11 protein-coding genes, 1 pseudogene and 1 CRISPR repeat array are annotated in these 19,244 nt (G+C 55.9%); of the genes and pseudogenes, 11 read left to right on the top strand and 1 reads right to left on the bottom strand.

The window, feature by feature from the left end:
* The first annotated feature begins 7 nt into the window (after positions 1–7).
* The 9 genes from cas5e (at position 8) to OU26_RS05270 (ending at position 16,801) form a co-directional block, all read left to right on the top strand.
* Entirely contained in the window at positions 8–754 is a 747-nt protein-coding gene (gene cas5e / locus OU26_RS05310) for a type I-E CRISPR-associated protein Cas5/CasD (protein WP_081815651.1), read from the top strand.
* 10 nt (positions 755–764) lie between these two features.
* Positions 765–1,466, top strand: coding sequence for a type I-E CRISPR-associated protein Cas6/Cse3/CasE (gene cas6e, locus OU26_RS05305; protein WP_026646754.1), 702 nt, complete (start codon positions 765–767; stop codon positions 1,464–1,466).
* The gene (gene cas1e / locus OU26_RS05300) at positions 1,463–2,506 is read left to right on the top strand and encodes a type I-E CRISPR-associated endonuclease Cas1e (RefSeq protein WP_081815652.1); all 1,044 of its coding nucleotides are present in this window, start codon (positions 1,463–1,465) and stop codon (positions 2,504–2,506) included. The genes cas6e and cas1e overlap by 4 nt, the downstream gene beginning before the upstream one ends.
* The gene (cas2e, locus tag OU26_RS05295) at positions 2,500–2,859 is read left to right on the top strand and encodes a type I-E CRISPR-associated endoribonuclease Cas2e (protein ID WP_026646756.1); all 360 of its coding nucleotides are present in this window, start codon (positions 2,500–2,502) and stop codon (positions 2,857–2,859) included. Before cas1e ends, cas2e begins: the two co-directional genes overlap by 7 nt.
* Before the next feature lie 61 nt (positions 2,860–2,920).
* A CRISPR array of direct repeats spans positions 2,921–8,016; the repeat unit is 29 nt; unit sequence GTGTTCCCCGCATGCGCGGGGATGATCCC.
* 342 nt (positions 8,017–8,358) lie between these two features.
* Complete coding sequence (locus OU26_RS05290) at positions 8,359–9,345, top strand: hypothetical protein (RefSeq protein ID WP_026647214.1); 987 nt, start codon at positions 8,359–8,361, stop codon at positions 9,343–9,345.
* Positions 9,339–10,283, top strand: coding sequence for a hypothetical protein (locus OU26_RS05285; RefSeq protein WP_026647215.1), 945 nt, complete (start codon positions 9,339–9,341; stop codon positions 10,281–10,283). The genes OU26_RS05290 and OU26_RS05285 overlap by 7 nt, the downstream gene beginning before the upstream one ends.
* A gap of 8 nt (positions 10,284–10,291) precedes the next feature.
* A complete protein-coding gene (locus OU26_RS05280; protein WP_160257600.1) occupies positions 10,292–13,663 on the top strand; it encodes a helicase-related protein in 3,372 nt (1,123 codons plus the stop codon).
* Entirely contained in the window at positions 13,657–15,378 is a 1,722-nt protein-coding gene (locus OU26_RS05275; RefSeq protein WP_026647217.1) for a DUF1998 domain-containing protein, read from the top strand. The genes OU26_RS05280 and OU26_RS05275 overlap by 7 nt, the downstream gene beginning before the upstream one ends.
* Positions 15,379–15,385: 7 nt before the next feature.
* Positions 15,386–16,801 carry a hypothetical protein gene (locus OU26_RS05270; protein ID WP_152571328.1) on the top strand — a complete coding sequence of 472 codons (1,416 nt, stop codon included), beginning with the start codon at positions 15,386–15,388 and terminating at the stop codon, positions 16,799–16,801.
* A gap of 394 nt (positions 16,802–17,195) precedes the next feature.
* On the opposite strand, the gene OU26_RS05265 is transcribed toward OU26_RS05270, so the two are convergent.
* Positions 17,196–17,984: an FxLYD domain-containing protein gene (locus OU26_RS05265; protein WP_026647219.1), complete on the bottom strand. Its 789-nt coding sequence runs from the start codon at positions 17,982–17,984 to the stop codon at positions 17,196–17,198.
* 256 nt (positions 17,985–18,240) lie between these two features.
* Between OU26_RS05265 and OU26_RS05260 the strand changes: the two genes are divergently transcribed.
* Together OU26_RS05260 and OU26_RS10330 are read left to right on the top strand one after the other, a co-directional pair.
* The gene (locus tag OU26_RS05260) at positions 18,241–18,459 is read left to right on the top strand and encodes a DUF262 domain-containing protein (protein ID WP_051593015.1); all 219 of its coding nucleotides are present in this window, start codon (positions 18,241–18,243) and stop codon (positions 18,457–18,459) included.
* Positions 18,460–18,997: 538 nt separating this feature from the next.
* Positions 18,998–19,244, top strand: a pseudogene (locus tag OU26_RS10330) (hypothetical protein); the annotation flags it as partial.

Below are 19,244 nucleotides of genomic sequence, written 5' to 3'. Positions count from 1 at the left end.
ATCTACAATGAGCGTTCTGTTATTGCAATTGGCGGGTCCATTGCAGTCATGGGGCGATTCTTCGCGATTCGTTCGGCGTGAGACACGTAACGAGCCGACCAAAAGTGGCGTAATCGGTATGCTGGCTTCGGCGCAGGGTCGCAGTCGTGAGGATTCCGTAGAGGATTTGCTAGGGATATCGTTCGGCGTGCGCACTGAACAACGTGGCAGGGTAATCCGCGATCTGCAGACGGAGAAATCCATGACACGAAAGCGCAATTCCAATAAGTTCGACAAGGAAATGCCACTGACATATCGCTATTATCTGTCGGATGCACGCTTCCTGGTCGCGCTTGGTGCTGATCGAGCGGTTCTGGAAACCTTGGAGCAGGCGATTCACTCACCTAAGTGGCCGCTTTACCTAGGCAGGCGTTCCTGCCCGCCTGATTATCCGTTGTCATTGGGAATCCATGACGAGTACGAGGATGTCAGGCAGGCTCTAGAGTCCGAACGCTGGCATGCGGCGAACTGGTATCGCCGCCGTTATAGGTATCCGGACCTTGAAATCGTCTGTGATGCATTGGAAGGTGAGAACGCGGAGTCTTGGTCTGATCTGCCGCTGAGTTTCAGCTCCAGCGGGCGTCGGTATGCGGATCGTGCCGTACGGCGATATCGCATATCTAACCCCGATGGGCCGAAGAATAAGGAGGACGGTAATGGTCGGCCTCCCTCCTTCGAATCCACAGGTGAAGATGATCCCATGAACTTTGCATAGGGGAGAAGCAATGTTTATCTCAAGAATTCCTTTGAATAAGGCACGCTATGGTGCGCGGCAGCTTATCGGTTCGCCATACAAGCTGCACGCCGCAGTGGAGTGCAGCTTTCCTCCTGATGCTGTTCGAAAGAACGATGAGGGTCGCATCCTTTGGCGGTTGGATGCGCTGACGAACGATAAAGGTGTCTGGCTCTATGTAGTGAGTCCGGAAAAGCCGGATTTCACTCATATCGTCGAACAAGCCGGTTGGCCGATGCATGAGGAGTGGGAGACGAAGAACTATGCCCCGCTGCTCGAACGTATCGCAAAAGGTCAGCAATGGCATTTCAGACTTCGTGCGAATCCGGTTCGAAAGGCAAGCGAGGATAGAGGGCGCCGGCATCGAGCCGAGGGAATTGTTGGCAAGATCCAAGGCCATGTCACGGTCGATCAGCAAATGCAGTGGTTGATTGATCGTTCGGCATCACACGGCTTTAGGATTCTTGACAATGAAGCTGGGCAGCCTGACGTGATAGTGAAGGAACGTCATAAGGAACAGTTCAAACGGGGCAATGCAATCGTTACCTTGGCCACGGCCGTTTTCGAAGGACATCTTGAAGTTACTGATGCTGACCTGTTCCGTGGAACTCTGTGTCACGGCGTAGGGAGAGCGAAGGGTTTCGGATGCGGATTGTTGACGGTTGCTTCGGAGACAGAGAACAGGGCTGAATGATGGTTCCTCAGACTGAAGATGGTGATGAATCTCAGGTTGCTTCTTCTGACAAGGCGGTGGATGACAAGCCGATAAAAAGAGCACATTCATCTTTGGGAACTCCGCCGCCGGAGATCACCGAACTTGTTCGTGCTGAGGATCGTTTGTCCTTTGCCTATTTCGAGCATTGCACTATCGGTCGCGACGATAATGCCATTACCGCGACCGATAGTACCGGTGTGACTCATATCCCGGCGGCAACGCTGAGCGTACTGATGCTGGGACCGGGAACACGAGTAACGCATCAGGCAATGACCGTAATAGGGGAGAACGGGGCTACCGTAATCTGGGTCGGTGAACGGGGCGTACGTATGTATGCATTCGGAAAACCGCTGACGCATTCGTCCGCACTCCTGCAGCGGCAGGCGGAACTTGTATCAAACACTCGGAAGCGTCTTTCCGTGGCACGCCAGATGTATCAGATGCGTTTCCCGGGTGAAGATGTGAGTGGTTTGACCATGCAACAGCTTCGCGGACGCGAAGGCGCTCGCATACGACGCGTGTACCGTGAATGCTCCGCTCGTACCGGGGTGGAATGGGATAAACGGACATATGACCATGATGATTTCATGGCCGGTTCGGAAATCAACAAGGCGTTGTCCGCCGCACACACTTGTCTGTATGGTTTGGCTCATGCCGCAATTGTGGCACTCGGCTGTTCGCCGGGGCTGGGATTTGTGCATGTCGGGCATGAACGATCATTTGTCTACGATGTCGCTGATCTATATAAGGCCGAGCTATCTATCCCAGTTGCTTTCGAAACGGCGGCTACGGAGCCTGAAGATATCGGTTCTGCGACTCGCCATAACATCAGGGATGCGGTGTATGACCTTGGCCTCCTTAAACGAATGGTGAAGGACATTCGAGCATTACTTGGTTCTCCGGAGCCTGATGAGGATATTGCTGATGCAGATCATGTGGGCTTGTGGGATGAACGGATCGGAGAGGTTGCCGCTGGAAAATCCTATGCTGATGACGAATGGGATGAAGGAAAATGGTAGTGGTTGTGTTGACCGCATGCCCGGCCGGTTTGCGAGGCGATCTTACCCGATGGCTGTTGGAGATATCTCCAGGGGTGTTCGTTGGTCATATCGATGCGCGAATTCGTGAAAAGCTTTGGAAGCGCATCGTCGAGCTGTCGAAGGTGGGACGTGCCATTATGGTTTATTCTGCGCGCAATGAACAGCATCTGGCGTTTAAAGTGCATCGGGCGGATTGGACGCCGATGGATTATGAAGGTTTGGAACTCGTCAAACGTCCTAAAGAAATGAAGGAAGCATCATTCTCTGGTACTCCTCGGCGTGGTTGGAGTAATGCCAGCAAATATCGAAAGGCGAAGAAGTACTCAAAGTAAAACTAAATGAAAAAACACTGATACGAAGGCGGATGCCTTGGTATCGTGCTAATTTCTTAGTGTGTTCCCCGCATGCGCGGGGATGATCCTTGTCAAGTCCCACGGTCATGTCCAGGACTTTGGTGTTCCCCGCATGCGCGGGGATGATCCCACTTTGATTTCTCCTAATAGTTGCTGCCGGACGTGTTCCCCGCATGCGCGGGGATGATCCCAGATGGCGAAACTACTATTAAACTCATTGGTGGTGTTCCCCGCATGCGCGGGGATGATCCCCAGTTTGTGCGTTTTTCGCTTTTATCAAAATTGTGTTCCCCGCATGCGCGGGGATGATCCCGTTCTGTGTTCGCGCCAACGCGCCAATACGAGGTGTTCCCCGCATGCGCGGGGATGATCCCAGTGTTGCGCCGTCTGTTGCCGCCGTCCAACGGTGTTCCCCGCATGCGCGGGGATGATCCCCACGTGGAACATCGCGCAGGAATGTGCCGCCCGTGTTCCCCGCATGCGCGGGGATGATCCCTCATTGGTGGGGAAGTTCGGTGCATCGCTCTAGTGTTCCCCGCATGCGCGGGGATGATCCCGGAAACGTGGTCGAAGATGATATTATCACCGAGTGTTCCCCGCATGCGCGGGGATGATCCCGCATCGCGTGGAGTTAACGCTGCAGCCTACGGGTGTTCCCCGCATGCGCGGGGATGATCCCGCGCGTCCAAACAGTCCACCGCTTTTGCCGCCGTGTTCCCCGCATGCGCGGGGATGATCCCAGGGAGCCGTACACGCCGGACGGTCCGCCGGTGTGTTCCCCGCATGCGCGGGGATGATCCCCGGATTGACGATGGTCACGAACCTCTTGCAGGGTGTTCCCCGCATGCGCGGGGATGATCCCGATGCTGCATCTCATGGACAAGAACCCCGCATGTGTTCCCCGCATGCGCGGGGATGATCCCCAGGTGCGGCGGGTGATTCCCGACCTTTTGATGTGTTCCCCGCATGCGCGGGGATGATCCCTCGTAGACGGTCATCTGAAGCACATCCTCCAAGTGTTCCCCGCATGCGCGGGGATGATCCCATTCTTTTTACAAGGCGCAATGCGCCGGAACGGTGTTCCCCGCATGCGCGGGGATGATCCCGATGTTGAACTAAGTAAATTCGATATAACCTAGTGTTCCCCGCATGCGCGGGGATGATCCCTCGCCGCCGTTCTGAATCATCGCAGCGGGAATGTGTTCCCCGCATGCGCGGGGATGATCCCCAGCCGCCCGAGAAGCTGCGCAAGGTCAACGCGTGTTCCCCGCATGCGCGGGGATGATCCCTCATGCGTATCGGCGTAAAGCAGATCATTGGAGTGTTCCCCGCATGCGCGGGGATGATCCCCCGACGATGAAACGTTCGATAACAGCACGCTAGTGTTCCCCGCATGCGCGGGGATGATCCCGGTACGCAACGCGTCTCTACCCTGGAACATCAGTGTTCCCCGCATGCGCGGGGATGATCCGTATCAGCCGCGAGGTGTTGAAACGGTTGCTGAGTGTTCCCCGCATGCGCGGGGATGATCCCGGTCACGACGCGCGCCGCGTAGAGGATGTCGGGTGTTCCCCGCATGCGCGGGGATGATCCCAGTCCATAACGGGCTGAAACATTGTTCCAAGTGTGTTCCCCGCATGCGCGGGGATGATCCTCGCATCATGGTCGCGGTGGCGACGAAAACCGCGTGTTCCCCGCATGCGCGGGGATGATCCCGATTACACATACGACAACAATTACATGGTTAGGTGTTCCCCGCATGCGCGGGGATGATCCCTCGGTTGCAAACCCGACGATGAAACGTTCGATGTGTTCCCCGCATGCGCGGGGATGATCCCAGATATATGACTGGGTACAAGCAAACATGTGCGTGTTCCCCGCATGCGCGGGGATGATCCCGATTACACATACGACAACAATTACATGGTTATGTGTTCCCCGCATGCGCGGGGATGATCCCACGCCTATTTCGCGGTCATAGTATCGGTTTTCGTGTTCCCCGCATGCGCGGGGATGATCCCAAGCTCTACAATAGACCGTCGCTGACGCCTTGGTGTTCCCCGCATGCGCGGGGATGATCCCTCGGTTGCAAACCCGACGATGAAACGTTCGATGTGTTCCCCGCATGCGCGGGGATGATCCCAGATATATGACTGGGTACAAGCAAACATGCCCGTGTTCCCCGCATGCGCGGGGATGATCCATCTTGGATGATTCGAGCGCGTACACGGTCACGGTGTTCCCCGCATGCGCGGGGATGATCCCAGCAACCCGTTGATTGTGGTGCTGTTAATATAGTGTTCCCCGCATGCGCGGGGATGATCCCATGGTGTTGAGTCCGGCGGCGAGAGTGGGGGAGTGTTCCCCGCATGCGCGGGGATGATCCCGCCTACGCGCGTCGCAAGCTTATGACCGTCTGGTGTTCCCCGCATGCGCGGGGATGATCCTGAGTCGGTGACCCTGCCGGATACGCTCACCACGTGTTCCCCGCATGCGCGGGGATGATCCCCGGACGTGGACAATCCCACCGGCAACAACAATGTGTTCCCCGCATGCGCGGGGATGATCCCGTGTGGCCGAAATCACCGGCACCACCGGTGAAGTGTTCCCCGCATGCGCGGGGATGATCCTTAGCCGTGTATTTCCGTGGTTGGATCCATTCGGTGTTCCCCGCATGCGCGGGGATGATCCTCGAAACAGTCGATTCTGGCGCCATTGGCTGTCGTGTTCCCCGCATGCGCGGGGATGATCCCGGTGGGCGGCTATCCGGTCTCATACGGAGAATGTGTTCCCCGCATGCGCGGGGATGATCCCACCTGAAAACCCTCAGCAGTAATAATAAAATAGTGTTCCCCGCATGCGCGGGGATGATCCCCGTAGATGATGAGGTCAAGCCGAAGGAGTCATGTGTTCCCCGCATGCGCGGGGATGATCCCAATCAGATGGCGCAATTGAACACGATCGGCAGGTGTTCCCCGCATGCGCGGGGATGATCCCACCTGAAAACCCTCAGCAGTAATAATAAAATAGTGTTCCCCGCATGCGCGGGGATGATCCCCGTAGATGATGAGGTCAAGCCGAAGGAGTCGGGTGTTCCCCGCATGCGCGGGGATGATCCCGTAGGTTATGATTGCGACGAAGATGCTTGATAGTGTTCCCCGCATGCGCGGGGATGATCCCTCCCTAGCAATTCCCCAAGCTTGGATAACGGGGTGTTCCCCGCATGCGCGGGGATGATCCCGAATTTGGAGCCAGATTTGATTGTGAGGACGGGTGTTCCCCGCATGCGCGGGGATGATCCCCGTAACCTAGAGATAGTTGCATATACAACCATGTGTTCCCCGCATGCGCGGGGATGATCCCCGCCTTTTGGCGTCCATCATGTCAGGAGGCAAGTGTTCCCCGCATGCGCGGGGATGATCCACGCGCGGGGATCACCACAAGCTGCGTCACCTTGGTGTTCCCCGCATGCGCGGGGATGATCCCGGCAAGCCACTACGATAGCGGGAATCCACAATGTGTTCCCCGCATGCGCGGGGATGATCCCGTAGGTTATGATTGCGACGAAGATGCTTGATAGTGTTCCCCGCATGCGCGGGGATGATCCCGGTATCTCCTCCTGACCGTCGGCGGTCTCTCGGAGTGTTCCCCGCATGCGCGGGGATGATCCCAGCAAAAACAGACGAAACCAAGTAGACGTTCTGTGTTCCCCGCATGCGCGGGGATGATCCCCGACCCAACAGGCGGCGGTGGGATAACCGGGGGTGTTCCCCGCATGCGCGGGGATGATCCCTCGACTTGAGCCAAGTAGTATGGCGGAATTCGGTGTTCCCCGCATGCGCGGGGATGATCCCGTCTTGCATATGAGGTATTCGGCTTGCGCGCCGTGTTCCCCGCATGCGCGGGGATGATCCCCGGCAGTAATCCTTGGCAATGCCGTGGAGCCTGTGTTCCCCGCATGCGCGGGGATGATCCCGATCTGAAGAATCCTTTGGAGCGGCGGAATTTGTGTTCCCCGCATGCGCGGGGATGATCCCCGGCAAAACTAAGCCCGAAGACATCAGCCATAGTGTTCCCCGCATGCGCGGGGATGATCCCGACCTCGCACGCTCTAAACAAGTACTACGAGGGTGTTCCCCGCATGCGCGGGGATGATCCCTATGAAGACTGGGACGACAGCAGTGAGGATAAGTGTTCCCCGCATGCGCGGGGATGATCCCCTTCGCGCTTACCGCCTTGCCGAAGCTCTTAGGTGTTCCCCGCATGCGCGGGGATGATCCCGTCCGGCTCATGTTTCGGTTCCGGTTCCGGCTGTGTTCCCCGCATGCGCGGGGATGATCCCCATGAGATTGACAATCTCAATGCGTCTGGCAAGTGTTCCCCGCATGCGCGGGGATGATCCCTCGTTGCCCGCAGCGTACAGGCTCACTATTGCGTGTTCCCCGCATGCGCGGGGATGATCCCACCGGATTGACCGTGACCGCGAAGGTCACCAAGTGTTCCCCGCATGCGCGGGGATGATCCCGGATACAGAAAAGGAGTTGACATGCTGACCAGGTGTTCCCCGCATGCGCGGGGATGATCCTTGCTTACTGCTCATGTCCTGCGCATTCAATGCGTGTTCCCCGCATGCGCGGGGATGATCCCTGCTCCGGCGTGAAATCGTCAATGACCTTATGGTGTTCCCCGCATGCGCGGGGATGATCCCGGTGCGGTGAACTGGCTGAAGGATGCGGGCGGGTGTTCCCCGCATGCGCGGGGATGATCCCGGCACGCTTTACTATGACCAGGTGTTGAACGAGTGTTCCCCGCATGCGCGGGGATGATCCTGTGAGGTATTCCGTATTACGTAGAGCTCACAAGTGTTCCCCGCATGCGCGGGGATGATCCCTGATAATCCAACATCAGAATTCCACCTCACTGGTGTTCCCCCGCATGCGCGGGGATGATCCCTTCGTGGACATCGAATTTTGGGATGATTGGCGGTGTTCCCCGCATGCGCGGGGATGATCCCGAAAGTCCGATGCGGGAAGAATCAATCAGGCGGTGTTCCCCGCATGCGCGGGGATGATCCCGATCGCACGTATTGGGTTTCGCGGCTGCTGTAGTGTTCCCCGCATGTGCGGGGATGATCCCGGGTGGCATGTGCACTACCACGCTTATAAAACGTTCTGTCCGCTCGCATAGTCTGTGCAGCCGATTCATGAATTCGAATCCGACGGCATGCTCTTGCGTTCGTGTGATTCGGACTGTGGTTTAGGCCGATTGCTTTCTTCTTCTGCCTTTCAGTTTTCTTTGATGATAACGACAGTTTCGAAACGAGTCTTTTCGGTTGACGATTTACCGCTGTGTCGTTCAGCAGGGGGTAGCATGGTTCGTATTGGTGGGAAAGCTAGGAGGATGGAACAATGAAGTTCAGTGAAAAGGGGACTGATACTGGGAGCTTTACAAAAGCCTGACTTGCATGGAGATGTTCTAATGGATGACGTTTTATCGGACCTGGTCGATTTCGGAAATGCGATTACGGAATGCGGCGTAGCGGATTCGTCTGCCGGTCTGCATGCTTTTCTGATGGCTTCCATCCCGAGAAACCGTCTTCCGCTGGTTTTCTGGCCCATTGTTGTTGGCGCCCTGCAGGCGATTTGCCTGTCGGATAATGGTGACGCTCTCATTCCCGACAAATGGTATGCAACAGTGCAGAACGGCCGGTTAGCCGATCTCAAAGCGTCAGAGGTCCCTGGCGATGAGGGGCACATTCGTTTGGCGGGTTCCAAAGTGCCTATTTCCAAGTGGCCTGCTGTGACGTTGCCAAATGATTTCATCATCAACAAGAGGGATCCCCAACCGTTGAAAAAGAAATTGAGCGATAGGATTCATCGGGAGCTGAACACTACGAACCCCTGCGGCGAATGGATGAAATACAGTCTTAAGCCGATTGTGGTCGTTACGAGAAATGTAGGTTCCATTCTCAGATGTCTACAGGATCTTTTGAGCATTGATGCTTTCGGAAAACTCGATGAGCTTGGCTCGCTGATCCTCAATGACACCGTGGACAGAGGCCCCTGCGATTTGAGGAACGACTGTTTCCGCACTCCTATCCTAATTACCACAGGAAGATCCCTCGATTCCTGGACATCTCAGGTCAAAGCAGGTCTTGTGGTCGCCAATGGATGGAGCCAATACGAAAGAGTGAGGAGATACGGCGCATTCGGAAACAGTCCTGTCGTGGTGACTTTGTCTCCAAGGGACGAGAACCATGCTGTATCGATTTACGACCATATGGCTTATGACGCGACGATGTCGCAGACTGAAGGGATATTCCATGATTTCGTCAGTCAAGAGGATGACCTGGTCTCTTCGATTCCCTGTCTGCAGTGGCTGGTCAAGGAAGTGGAACCACAACCCGTCGTATCGGATTACGATGAGGAGGACACTGAGGAAGACACTCTCGAGGAGGAATGGTGAGCGACGGCTATAGGGAAGCGGCCCATGACCTTCTTGACGATTCCATTCGCGAGTTGTATGTCGACCGGATCATTTATGACCATCCTTACGATTGGGACGAACTGTCGGAGGCTTTCAAGGCGTACCGGAAACTTGAATACAAAACAGGACAAGTCGCCTTGCCTGCCAGCGCGTCAAATGATCTCAAGAAAATCAGCGATTCGCTTTACATGCTCGCGTTTACCCCATTGTCGGCCAGATCGATTCCGGGCTTGTCCGATGCCCGAAAACAGTTGGACGATGCTTTCGCCGGAGAGTTCGTCGAAGAGCGTCAGCGTCTTGAAACAGCTCTGGATAATCTTTTTTCCTGCGGAAACCCATGCTATGAGGCGGTTTCCGGTGCCATCGCCATGGGCGATGGCGATGATACTTGCCTGATCCTCCGCAATCAGGATGAAATCGATCTGGTGGAGGAGAACCTCAAGCAGGATGCCCTGTACGCGCGATATCTGCGTGATAACGCTTCCGCCCGCACAGCGAGCCTATACAGATATGGTCTGCTTTTCACCCTCCCGGAATACTTCGCCTTCCATAAAATCGATAAGGGCGACAGGGCAAAATACGTGGGCTGGCTTATCAGCGCCCCTCCATGTGAGGAATTGCATGTCTTCCATTTCCGTATGTTCGGAGACTTCGAGGTCGAGAGGTACGCTCCCTGGCCCGGATATGAAATGCCCGAGGTCATTGCCGACTCCAGCCTGTTGGCCGGAGACCAGGACAACGGCTCCGACTTCAACAATGAAACCGAACCGGATGAAAACGGGTACGAGCAGGAGATCTTTGATTTTGGAGTCGACGATGAGGAACTGGTCTATGTGAGCGTAGAAGACGATGAACGCGGACTTGCGGTGGAACTCGGGCGCCTGCTCGGAGAGTATTGGAACCATCAGGACAGATGAGGGAGAAGATGAAAGCAGGAGAGAAGGAAAACGAAGCCGTCGAATCCCGCCAATGGCTTGTCGAAGGGCTACGGAGACATCTTGTCGGTCCCCTCGCCACCGGCGATTCCGCATCGTTGGGATACACGAACACTCCCAAAGTGGTTCCGGCCTTGGAAACGTTCAAGGAAGACGGCAAACGCGATATCGGAGCGCTTTTGGACTCCGACGGGGAGGAAATCCTTCGCGATCCTCCGTTGAAGGTCTACAGGATCGGAATCCTGAATGCTTCGAAAACATCAAAGGAGCAGGATGACGACGAGGAAGGCGGCCAAGACGAGCTTGATTTCGGGGACGAGTCCAAACCCCGCCGAAAATCGAAGAACGACTTCGTCCCGGACAGGGATGACGACGAGGAACATGACAAGGAGCATACGGAATCGAACGCAGTGATCGGCGTGACATTCCGGATACCGGATTTCAATCCTCCCGTCATCGAATTGGAATTCTCCGCAGCCAGGTACGAGCACGTGTCGCAGTATTGGATCCGCAGACCCATCCGCTGGTCGGTCGAAGCCGATCTCGGTAGGGGAAACCAGATTTTCGGTATTCCGGTAAAGGATGGTTGCCGCGCAGAAGCCGGACTATCAATCAGACATGTGGGGGAGTCCCTCTATTGCACGGTGTGGGCCGCGAATCGTTCGGACCCGGCGTCCAGCAACCAGAAGGCGAACGAACGAAGCCTGTTCCAATGTCGTCTCGTCTGTTCCGGATTACGTGAGCTGCTGCCATTGCCTGGAGCGATGGATGGGAGCGACCTGTCTCTTTCCTATTCGGATTCCCCTGTTTATGTCGCCGGGCATGGCTGCGCCGCGACGGAATACGATGGAAACACGAAAGTGCGTACCGAGTCGTTTCCCGTCGTCAAGGTATTCAAACCGGATATGTGCGATGTCGGTGTCGATTTCAAGATGATGGATTTCGCCCAGATGAACAAGAAGGCGGAAGAAGCCGTATCGGCGCTTGTCGAACAATACGAGACATGGATTGGCGAACAAGCCATGCGCGCGGATTCCATGGGCATCGATGGCCACTCTGATTATCCGGACAGGCAAATCCGAAAACAACTGGACTTCCTCGAGCGGATCCGTCAGGGATGGAGACTGGTGAATTCCGACGAAGACGCCGGTCTCTGCTTTGGTCTGGCCAACGAGGCGATGGCATTGCAGCGCGCGGCGGTCCAGTCGAAACGACGGGCCATGGATTCGAAATATTATCCGAAAATCAAGGAACTGGCCGGACAGGCGCGATGGAGGCCGTTCCAGATGGCTTTCCTCCTGGCGTCGATTCCGTCATTACTGGAAAGAAAGCCCGAAGCCGACGTGATATGGATGCCGACCGGTGGCGGCAAGACCGAAGCGTATTTCGGCCTGGCGGCTTTCGCCATCCTCCATGAACGTCTCACTCTCCGGAAAAAGGGACTAAGGCAATGCAAGGGCGTCAAAGTGCTTATGAGATACACGCTCCGCCTGCTGACGTCGCAACAGTTCCAACGAGCGTCCTCGCTGATCTGCGCGCTGGAACTGATACGACGCGCCCATAAGGAAGAATTCGGCTTGGCTCCCGTGTCGATAGGTGCTTGGCTCGGCGGCGCCGTGACTCCGAACTCTGAGAACCAGGCGCTTACCGTGCTCAAAAACGCATTGTCCAAGGGGATGCCCGTATCCAGATTCCTGACCACGCAATGCCCATGGTGCGGAGCCGAAATGGACCGGCAGGTCGATGGCAGCCACCTGTCAGGATACATGTTGGATAATCAGACGCTGTTGCCGTTCTGTCCGGATCGGCGATGCCCGTTCGGCTTGGAGCAATCATCCGGGGAGGGCCTGCCGATCCATGTCGTCGACGACCAGATATATGCCAAATGCCCCGACTTCATCGTCGCGACGGTGGACAAGACCGTGCGCCTCGCATGGCGCACAGACAATGCCGAGAGACTATTCGGACTGGCAAAAGGAAAAAACGGCGAAGTCAAACGCGTTACCAATCCTCCAGCGCTGTTCATCCAGGACGAGCTCCACCTCATCGAAGGGCCCCTCGGAAGTATCTACGGAGGACTCGAATCGGTTTTCGAATCATTATGCGAAGAGAAAGACGGCACACGCCCCTACGTAGTCGCCTCGACCGCCACGACACGCGACTACGAGAACCAGATCCGCAGACTTTACGGCAGGGAAGCTTGTCTCGTGCCTCCGGCCGGCGTGTCCAGCAAGGACAATTTCTTCGCTTCCATCGGGAAGGACTCGGAGTACAAGGAATACGTCGGCTTCTCCCCGGCTATCGGCACGTCCGAAGATAACCAGCGTTATCCGATGTCCGTCATCGCATATCTTGTCGGCGTGATGCGCAACAGAGGAATGCTTAATGATCCGTGGTGGACGAACGTCGCCTTTTTCTCTAGCCGTTGGACGCTGGCGCGGTTGGAGTCGAGTGTCGATTCCAAAATGCGTATGGATCTAAGGACGCTGCGCCGCCGGACCGGATTGGATTCCGGACTGCCCAAAGACGGGAAGACCCTGGCTTCCCGGTCCATGAGCATGAGAAAAGAGATAACGGCGGTCGCGACCGAGAACGTCGGCGCGACATTGAACCTCCTCGGCGTCGACAACAGCGCGAAGAACTGCGTGGACCTCTGCTACGCAACATCGATGATCGAGGTCGGACTCGACGTCGACAGGCTCGGTCTGATGACGGTGGTCGGCATGCCTAAGAACTTTAGCCAGTACATCCAGGTGACCGGCCGAGTGGGACGTCGCACCACCTCACCAGCCATCATCCTTGTGGTGCACAACCGCGGAAACCGGCGCGACCAGTCCTACTTCGAGTCATTCATCCAAAACCATGATCGTCTTTATGTGGCCGTCGAGGCGACCAGCGTGACGCCCATGGCCGGGAAAGCGGTGCGGCGCTGGCTCTCCACCGCGTTGACCATGCTCATCCGCTCGCTTGGCGCCGGCTGGCCGGGCTATGTCAAGGAACAGGCCGAGGAAAAGGCCGGGTATGCGAAACGGCTGATATCGGGCTGGTTCTCGTCGACCGTAGACGATTCCGAGGAACTGGAACGGTTCCAGGCCAATCTCGAGACGGAATACTCGAAGCTGATGAATACTCTCCAGCACGCGGACGACGGCATCCAATGGATCCTTCGTGATGGAGGCAGCCAGTTCCTCCGCGGATACGGGGATGACGCGCCCGCCGAGCACAGGGACGAAGCCCACTGGGATATCCTCCAAAGCATGAGAACCGTTGAAGGGGACGCGGGGTTCAGCCCTGCCGTGAGGAGCCTGCGCCCCGTCTATTCGATTCAGAACCACGAGGACGGGGAAGACGAAGCATGGTGACGAAATACTCAAGTCCGGTGAAGAAAAGCGCTCTGGCCACCTATTCCGGCCCCGGTAGCGTGGTCCGTCTGAGCAACGGCATCACGGCCGTGGTCGCGTCCCTTGACGATTGGGACGCGAGCATCTGCGAGGACTGCAGGTCGGAAGAGGAACGGCGTGAGACGCTTGAGAAGCTGTACATTCATGAACCCTATCTGGAAGGCATCTGCGGAGTCGATGGATTCGTGGTCATGCCGACACGAAGGAACGGCTGGAGCGAAGACACGGCCCCGACGGTGTCCGTCTACCGTTTCCCGCTCTCCCAAATATGCTCTAATTGGAACTGCTCTAGAATATTCAAGGCCAAGGAAACCGATACACCCCACGCTAAATGCCCAAATCCGAACTGCGGATTTTATGGGAATCAGGTCGACATGTTCTGGATCTGTCCGAATGGGCATTTGGAGGAGATCGACTGGGCGGAAATCGCGCATCACGGCAAACCGTGCTCTTCCAACGCCGCGATACGTAGAGTCACGCTGAACGGTCCGCTTGGCTGCAAATGCTTGGATTGCGGAGCAGCCTCCGGCCCTACCAACTATCCGATACGGAAGAAATGCAACGGCATACGGGCATGGGAAGCTGATGCCAGACCCGAGGAATGCAAGGAGGACATGACCCTCGTCGAAAGGACGAACACGCAGATCTACTATCCGGAGAACCTGTCAGTACTGAGGCTCCCGAATAAACACGGGCTCCGGGACGATCTCATGGACTGGCTCATCGACCGCAAATCCATGCTCGAGCTTTCCCCCGAACCGGGACTGCTCAAGGAGCGCGCCGAAAGATTCCTGGACGAATTGGAAGACATGTCCCTCGACGATTTCGAACGGCATGTCAAAGAGGCGCTCGAACCTTCGGATTGGGACGAATCCTGGGACGAGACCGCCGTCAGACGTAACGAATGGGACGTCCTCACCGGCCCAAGGCCGCAAGGCAGGGCGGCAAGGGAACTGCTCGACTTCCAGGATGCGGTATTTCCAGATGATCCGGACCTTTTTGGCGGCAAAGGCATGTTCTCCAGACTCGTGAGGATTGACAGGCTGTCGGAGACAAGAGTCCTCGGAGGATTCCAACGTCTCGTCGAGACCGAGGACGGGAAGGGATTCTCGCCGCAGGAGGGCAAGAACCTGTTATGGAGCCGGAACGGGCGGAAGGATTGGCTGCCCGCATACCGGGCGAATGGCGAAGGACTGCTTTTCGTGATGAATCCGGTCTCCGTGGAGAAATGGCGGAAGACCAGTGGGAGAGAGGCGAGCACCTACGCGCTTGCGCACACGTTCGCCCATATCTTCCTATCCGCGATAGCCCATCATTGCGGTTATCCTACGGCCAGCTTGTGCGAACGCCTCTACGTGGAGGAGGGGATGCATTACGGGTTCCTGATCTACACCGCGAACAGCGACCATTTGGGGACATTGGGCGGTCTGGTGGATCTCGCGGATTCGGAGGCGCTTTGCGAAATCATGAGGAGGGCGATTGAGGAAGCGCGCTGGTGTCCGCAGGATCCTGTCTGCATCGGCAGTGACAGGGGAGGATATGGCGGGGCGTGCCACCACTGCTGCATGTTGCCGGAAACCAGTTGCGAATCAAGGCCTCGTAACTCGCATCTTGATCGCGCTCTGCTTATCGGAAGAGGCTCGACGACCGGTTTTGTCGAGTATCAGAGTCGATAATCCGCCGTTGGAAGACATGAAGGGAATCGAGGATATGGAAACGCAGCCGACATTGGAACTGGAGGAACCGGTATCCCGTTTAATCGTGTTGGAAAAATACGGTTTGGATATAATGAAGCCCATCTCCATCACTAATTATCCGGAGAATGCGTCGGTCGAAAAACTGTCGGAATGGGTCAACATGACCCTGAGGACATTGATAGGCCATGAATATCCAATCAACGATTCGCTTCTCCGCAGGCAAATCCTCCAATCAGCATGGTCGAAAGCGCCTGGAGAAATGAATTCCGGTTTCTTAAGGCTGCATAGGACCATTAGCCTGGAACTCGCGAAGCTTCTGCGCGAGAATTCCATCATCCAAACCGATGACAGGTTCTACATTCCATCCTCCGCCGCATATCCCTTCAGCGTCATCCGAGGCAAACAGGCGAACGAGATAAGCGTCATGGAGCTCATGACCGTTCTGAACGCCTTGTATTACCACAATCCGGACACATGCAGGGCAGTGCTTTTCGATGAGTCGAAATCACTGTATGGCATGGATTGCTCAAACCATCTGCTTGATGCGAATCTCGGTATAGCCCATTCCCTGCTCCTGCACAATGGTCTGGTCGAGGAGAATTTTGATACAAGCACCTGCGCATGCGTCGGATACGGCAACAGTCCGACTCGATTCCTTCTCTCGTTGCCACATATCCTGCATTCAAACACGGCCGTATCAACTCAGAAAAACCATCCGGGCGAGCAGGTCGTTGAAAACTCACCGGACAACGTGTCGGAATCCGATTCCATCGACGAGTCCGATCCGGAACAGGCAGAATTGGTCACGGAAAACGATGCTGCCGAAACGGCCGGCATGCAAAACGACGACGAGACCGGCTACGGGTTCGTTTTCACCGATCCCATTGATTCCGGCTTGATTCCCATGAGAGATTCGTCGCAGACACGTGCAGATTGGGTCGTCGAGAATGTGGTCGAGCTTGTCCGCGAAGAATTCCCTCTGCAATATGGGCTACTCCGCAGTCAGCTATTCAAGCCAATGCTCGATGATGGAGCCCCAAAGGAAAATATAGATGATTATCTATATTGGGCGATACGTTTCGCCAAAACGAAGATCGCCTACCGAGGAGGATTTCTTTTCCCCCTGGACATATCGGATAGAGAATACCGGATTGTCCGCGGACGTACCATCGACCAAATCTGCATTCCGGAAATCGCCTTGGTAATGCATCGGATAGCCGCCAGACAGCCTCAGACGAATCGGTCGATCCTTTTCGACAGAACGGCTGAGGTATTCGATATTCCGAATGAGTCGGTTGAAGTCAGCGCCGCATTGGAAAAAGCCCTCGGACTTCTTATTCGCACCGGCAGAATCCTAAAAAATAACGATGCAATCACGAATCCTGTCGAAGAAATATCCTAATCAGCTGTTTTGAAGACATGGCATCCAAATATGTCGCTCAGGTGCGCATTCGGGGAATCCCACCTGTTCAAAGATTGACTTCGAACACAAGATAGACAGGTTACGACCCTGCAATTGAAAAGGGGATAATCAGTGGTCCTGAAATCTACAAATACTCAGTCAATTGGCATCTGCCGTGCCCTTCCCAAAAGAAACGTCCATTATCAAACTGGCGCATCGCCTTCAGACAAGAGGCGATAAAGACATTGCATCATTACTCAAAAAAATCAATGACTGAAAATGTTCTTAAACGAATCATTTCTTCCTAAGGTAGACAAAATAAACGGGCGGTGTCATCCAACGTTTTATGTCGGATGACACCACCCATAGTCTAGGTCAGTTCAATTGTGAGGTATCACTCGTCCACATCGTAATACTGGAAGGATGGCTTCACCTGTGCAGCATTGACATCGCTGCTCGCCTCGAACTTCACTTTTTCGCCAGGAGCCCAGGAATTGGTGCTGGCATAAGCTTCCTCTGCCTTGACTCCATCAGCGTCGTACAACGCGAGGATGAGGGAGACGTTCTTAAATGAGTATTTGGTGGTGTTCTCAATCACCGCGGAATATGTGTAATATCCATATCCGTCATCTGATTTATCAAAGGTCACATTATTCAACAATCCTTCAATGGCGTCCTTCGTCTCGTTCTCTTTTTGGACGGAGGTGCCGTTGGCGATAAGTTCCTTGAATTCATCTTGGTGAGCGGCATCCACTTTCAGACCGTATTTGTCGACAAGTTTTTTCAGCTGCGCAGTCCTTTTGTCGTAAACTTTGCTCCACTGCTCGTCGTATTTAGCCGTGTCGTACCCATACTTATCCAACACGTCCATCGAATCGTCGACGAGGTTGAGATACGAGATAACATCCTCCTGCATCTTGGAATTCTTGAACTGGCTGGATTTCAGTTCCTTGTCGTTATCGATTTCAGCCTGAACCGCCTTCTTAAGGTTCTTGGCGCTGTCTTTCTCCTTATTTTTTTCTTGCTGATCCAGAACATCGAAACGCTTTTGCAGGCCTTTGGCAATCACCGACATAGCCTCATCGTCAGCATATTTGGGTTCATTGCTTTGCTGCGTTCCGCAAGCGGATACTCCGGCAACCATGGTCAGCGTGATGATGGCACCAACGATTCTCTTGAGCATTTTTCTCCTTCCAATTCTCTCCAGAACACATACAGCATATCCCCTTGATATCCCGTCGCAAACTTCCTGGGACGTCATTGCATAGTATGGAAGGGAGAGCTCATCCAGCAATTCAAAAAACGAATTATATTTGTTTTGGTGCATTACAGCCGGACGATTCGCCATCGACGCGCATGCATCCGAAATAGGTGCTATCCCGTTTCGCATGGCGCGATAATGGAATATCGGAAAGCTCAAGGTTGAGGGGAGTGTCCGTATGGATGCCGGCAAGAAGGTCCTGTTGGACCTGTTCACTGGATCGTTGCGTTTCACGGTGCCGGTCTACCAGCGGCGTTACTCGTGGAGCGAGGCGCAATGCCGCCAGTTGTGGACTGACATCGTCACGGCGGGCAGGCATCCGGACCGCACGCATTTCACCGGTTCGGTCGTGTGGATTGTGTTTCTGCAAGTTGGCGTCCACAGTACGAGGTGGTGACGTTTTCTTGGACTCCCCGACCGGGAGGAGAACCCCCTTATGGCGAAGTACAGCAAGGAGCAGCGCGACAGGGCCGTGGACCTGTACGTCAGATACGAGCGCTGCGCCGCGGACGTGATACACGAGCTCGGCTATCCCAGCAGGGGGATGCTGCCGGTGTGGTACCGGGAACGCCTCGAGGAGGAACGCGCCGGAAGACAGTCCACTCGCGGGAAACGGTACCGGCGGTACACGGACGAGCAGAAACGGGTCGTGGTGGACCATTACCTCGGGCACGGCAGGCGTCTGAAACGCACCATGCGCGCGCTCGGCTATCCGAAAAGCCATGAGCTGCTCACCGCGTGGATCGACGAGCTGGCGCCCGGCCAACGCAAACCGGGGCACGGCCCGGTTCCCGAGGAACTGAAGCGGAAGGCGGTGGTCGCGGTCGCGTCCGGACGGCTGAAATCACGCGAGGCGGCCGCCGAACTGGGCGTGGAGGCGTCCGTCGTCGGGAAACTGGAAACGGCAGATGCTCGCCGGATCCAAGGAGACGCACGTGACACAAACACCCAGAAGGAAGCCCTCGACGGCCGGGGAGGGGAAAACCGGCGTGGAGCCCTCTACGCCGGCGGCCATGCCGCCGGCCGCCGCCGGCCCGCGGGACGCGGCCGGCCTGGCGGACGCGGTGGCGTCGCTGGAGCGGAGACTTGCGGAGATGCAGGCCCGTCTGGACGGGCTGGACGCCGGCATCGAGGCCAGACGACGGACCGAGCGCGAGCTCGACATCCAGATCGCGATCCGGA

This window comes from Bifidobacterium ruminantium DSM 6489 (assembly GCF_000770925.1).
Taxonomy (GTDB): domain Bacteria; phylum Actinomycetota; class Actinomycetes; order Actinomycetales; family Bifidobacteriaceae; genus Bifidobacterium; species Bifidobacterium ruminantium.
The sequence above is the reverse complement of the archived record's forward strand: the minus strand, read 5'-3'. Positions and strand labels throughout refer to the sequence as shown.

Excerpts from the sequence above, each read along its gene's own strand:
- cas5e (WP_081815651.1), top strand. The coding sequence starts at position 8 with ATGAGCGTTCTGTTATTGCAATTGGCGGGTCCATTGCAGTCATGGGGC.
- cas6e (WP_026646754.1), top strand. The coding sequence starts at position 765 with ATGTTTATCTCAAGAATTCCTTTGAATAAGGCACGCTATGGTGCGCGG.
- cas1e (WP_081815652.1), top strand. The coding sequence starts at position 1,463 with ATGATGGTTCCTCAGACTGAAGATGGTGATGAATCTCAGGTTGCTTCT.
- cas2e (WP_026646756.1), top strand. The coding sequence starts at position 2,500 with ATGGTAGTGGTTGTGTTGACCGCATGCCCGGCCGGTTTGCGAGGCGAT.
- OU26_RS05290 (WP_026647214.1), top strand. The coding sequence starts at position 8,359 with ATGGATGACGTTTTATCGGACCTGGTCGATTTCGGAAATGCGATTACG.
- OU26_RS05285 (WP_026647215.1), top strand. The coding sequence starts at position 9,339 with ATGGTGAGCGACGGCTATAGGGAAGCGGCCCATGACCTTCTTGACGAT.
- OU26_RS05280 (WP_160257600.1), top strand. The coding sequence starts at position 10,292 with ATGAAAGCAGGAGAGAAGGAAAACGAAGCCGTCGAATCCCGCCAATGG.
- OU26_RS05275 (WP_026647217.1), top strand. The coding sequence starts at position 13,657 with ATGGTGACGAAATACTCAAGTCCGGTGAAGAAAAGCGCTCTGGCCACC.
- OU26_RS05265 (WP_026647219.1), bottom strand. The coding sequence starts at position 17,984 with ATGCTCAAGAGAATCGTTGGTGCCATCATCACGCTGACCATGGTTGCC.
- OU26_RS05260 (WP_051593015.1), top strand. The coding sequence starts at position 18,241 with ATGGATGCCGGCAAGAAGGTCCTGTTGGACCTGTTCACTGGATCGTTG.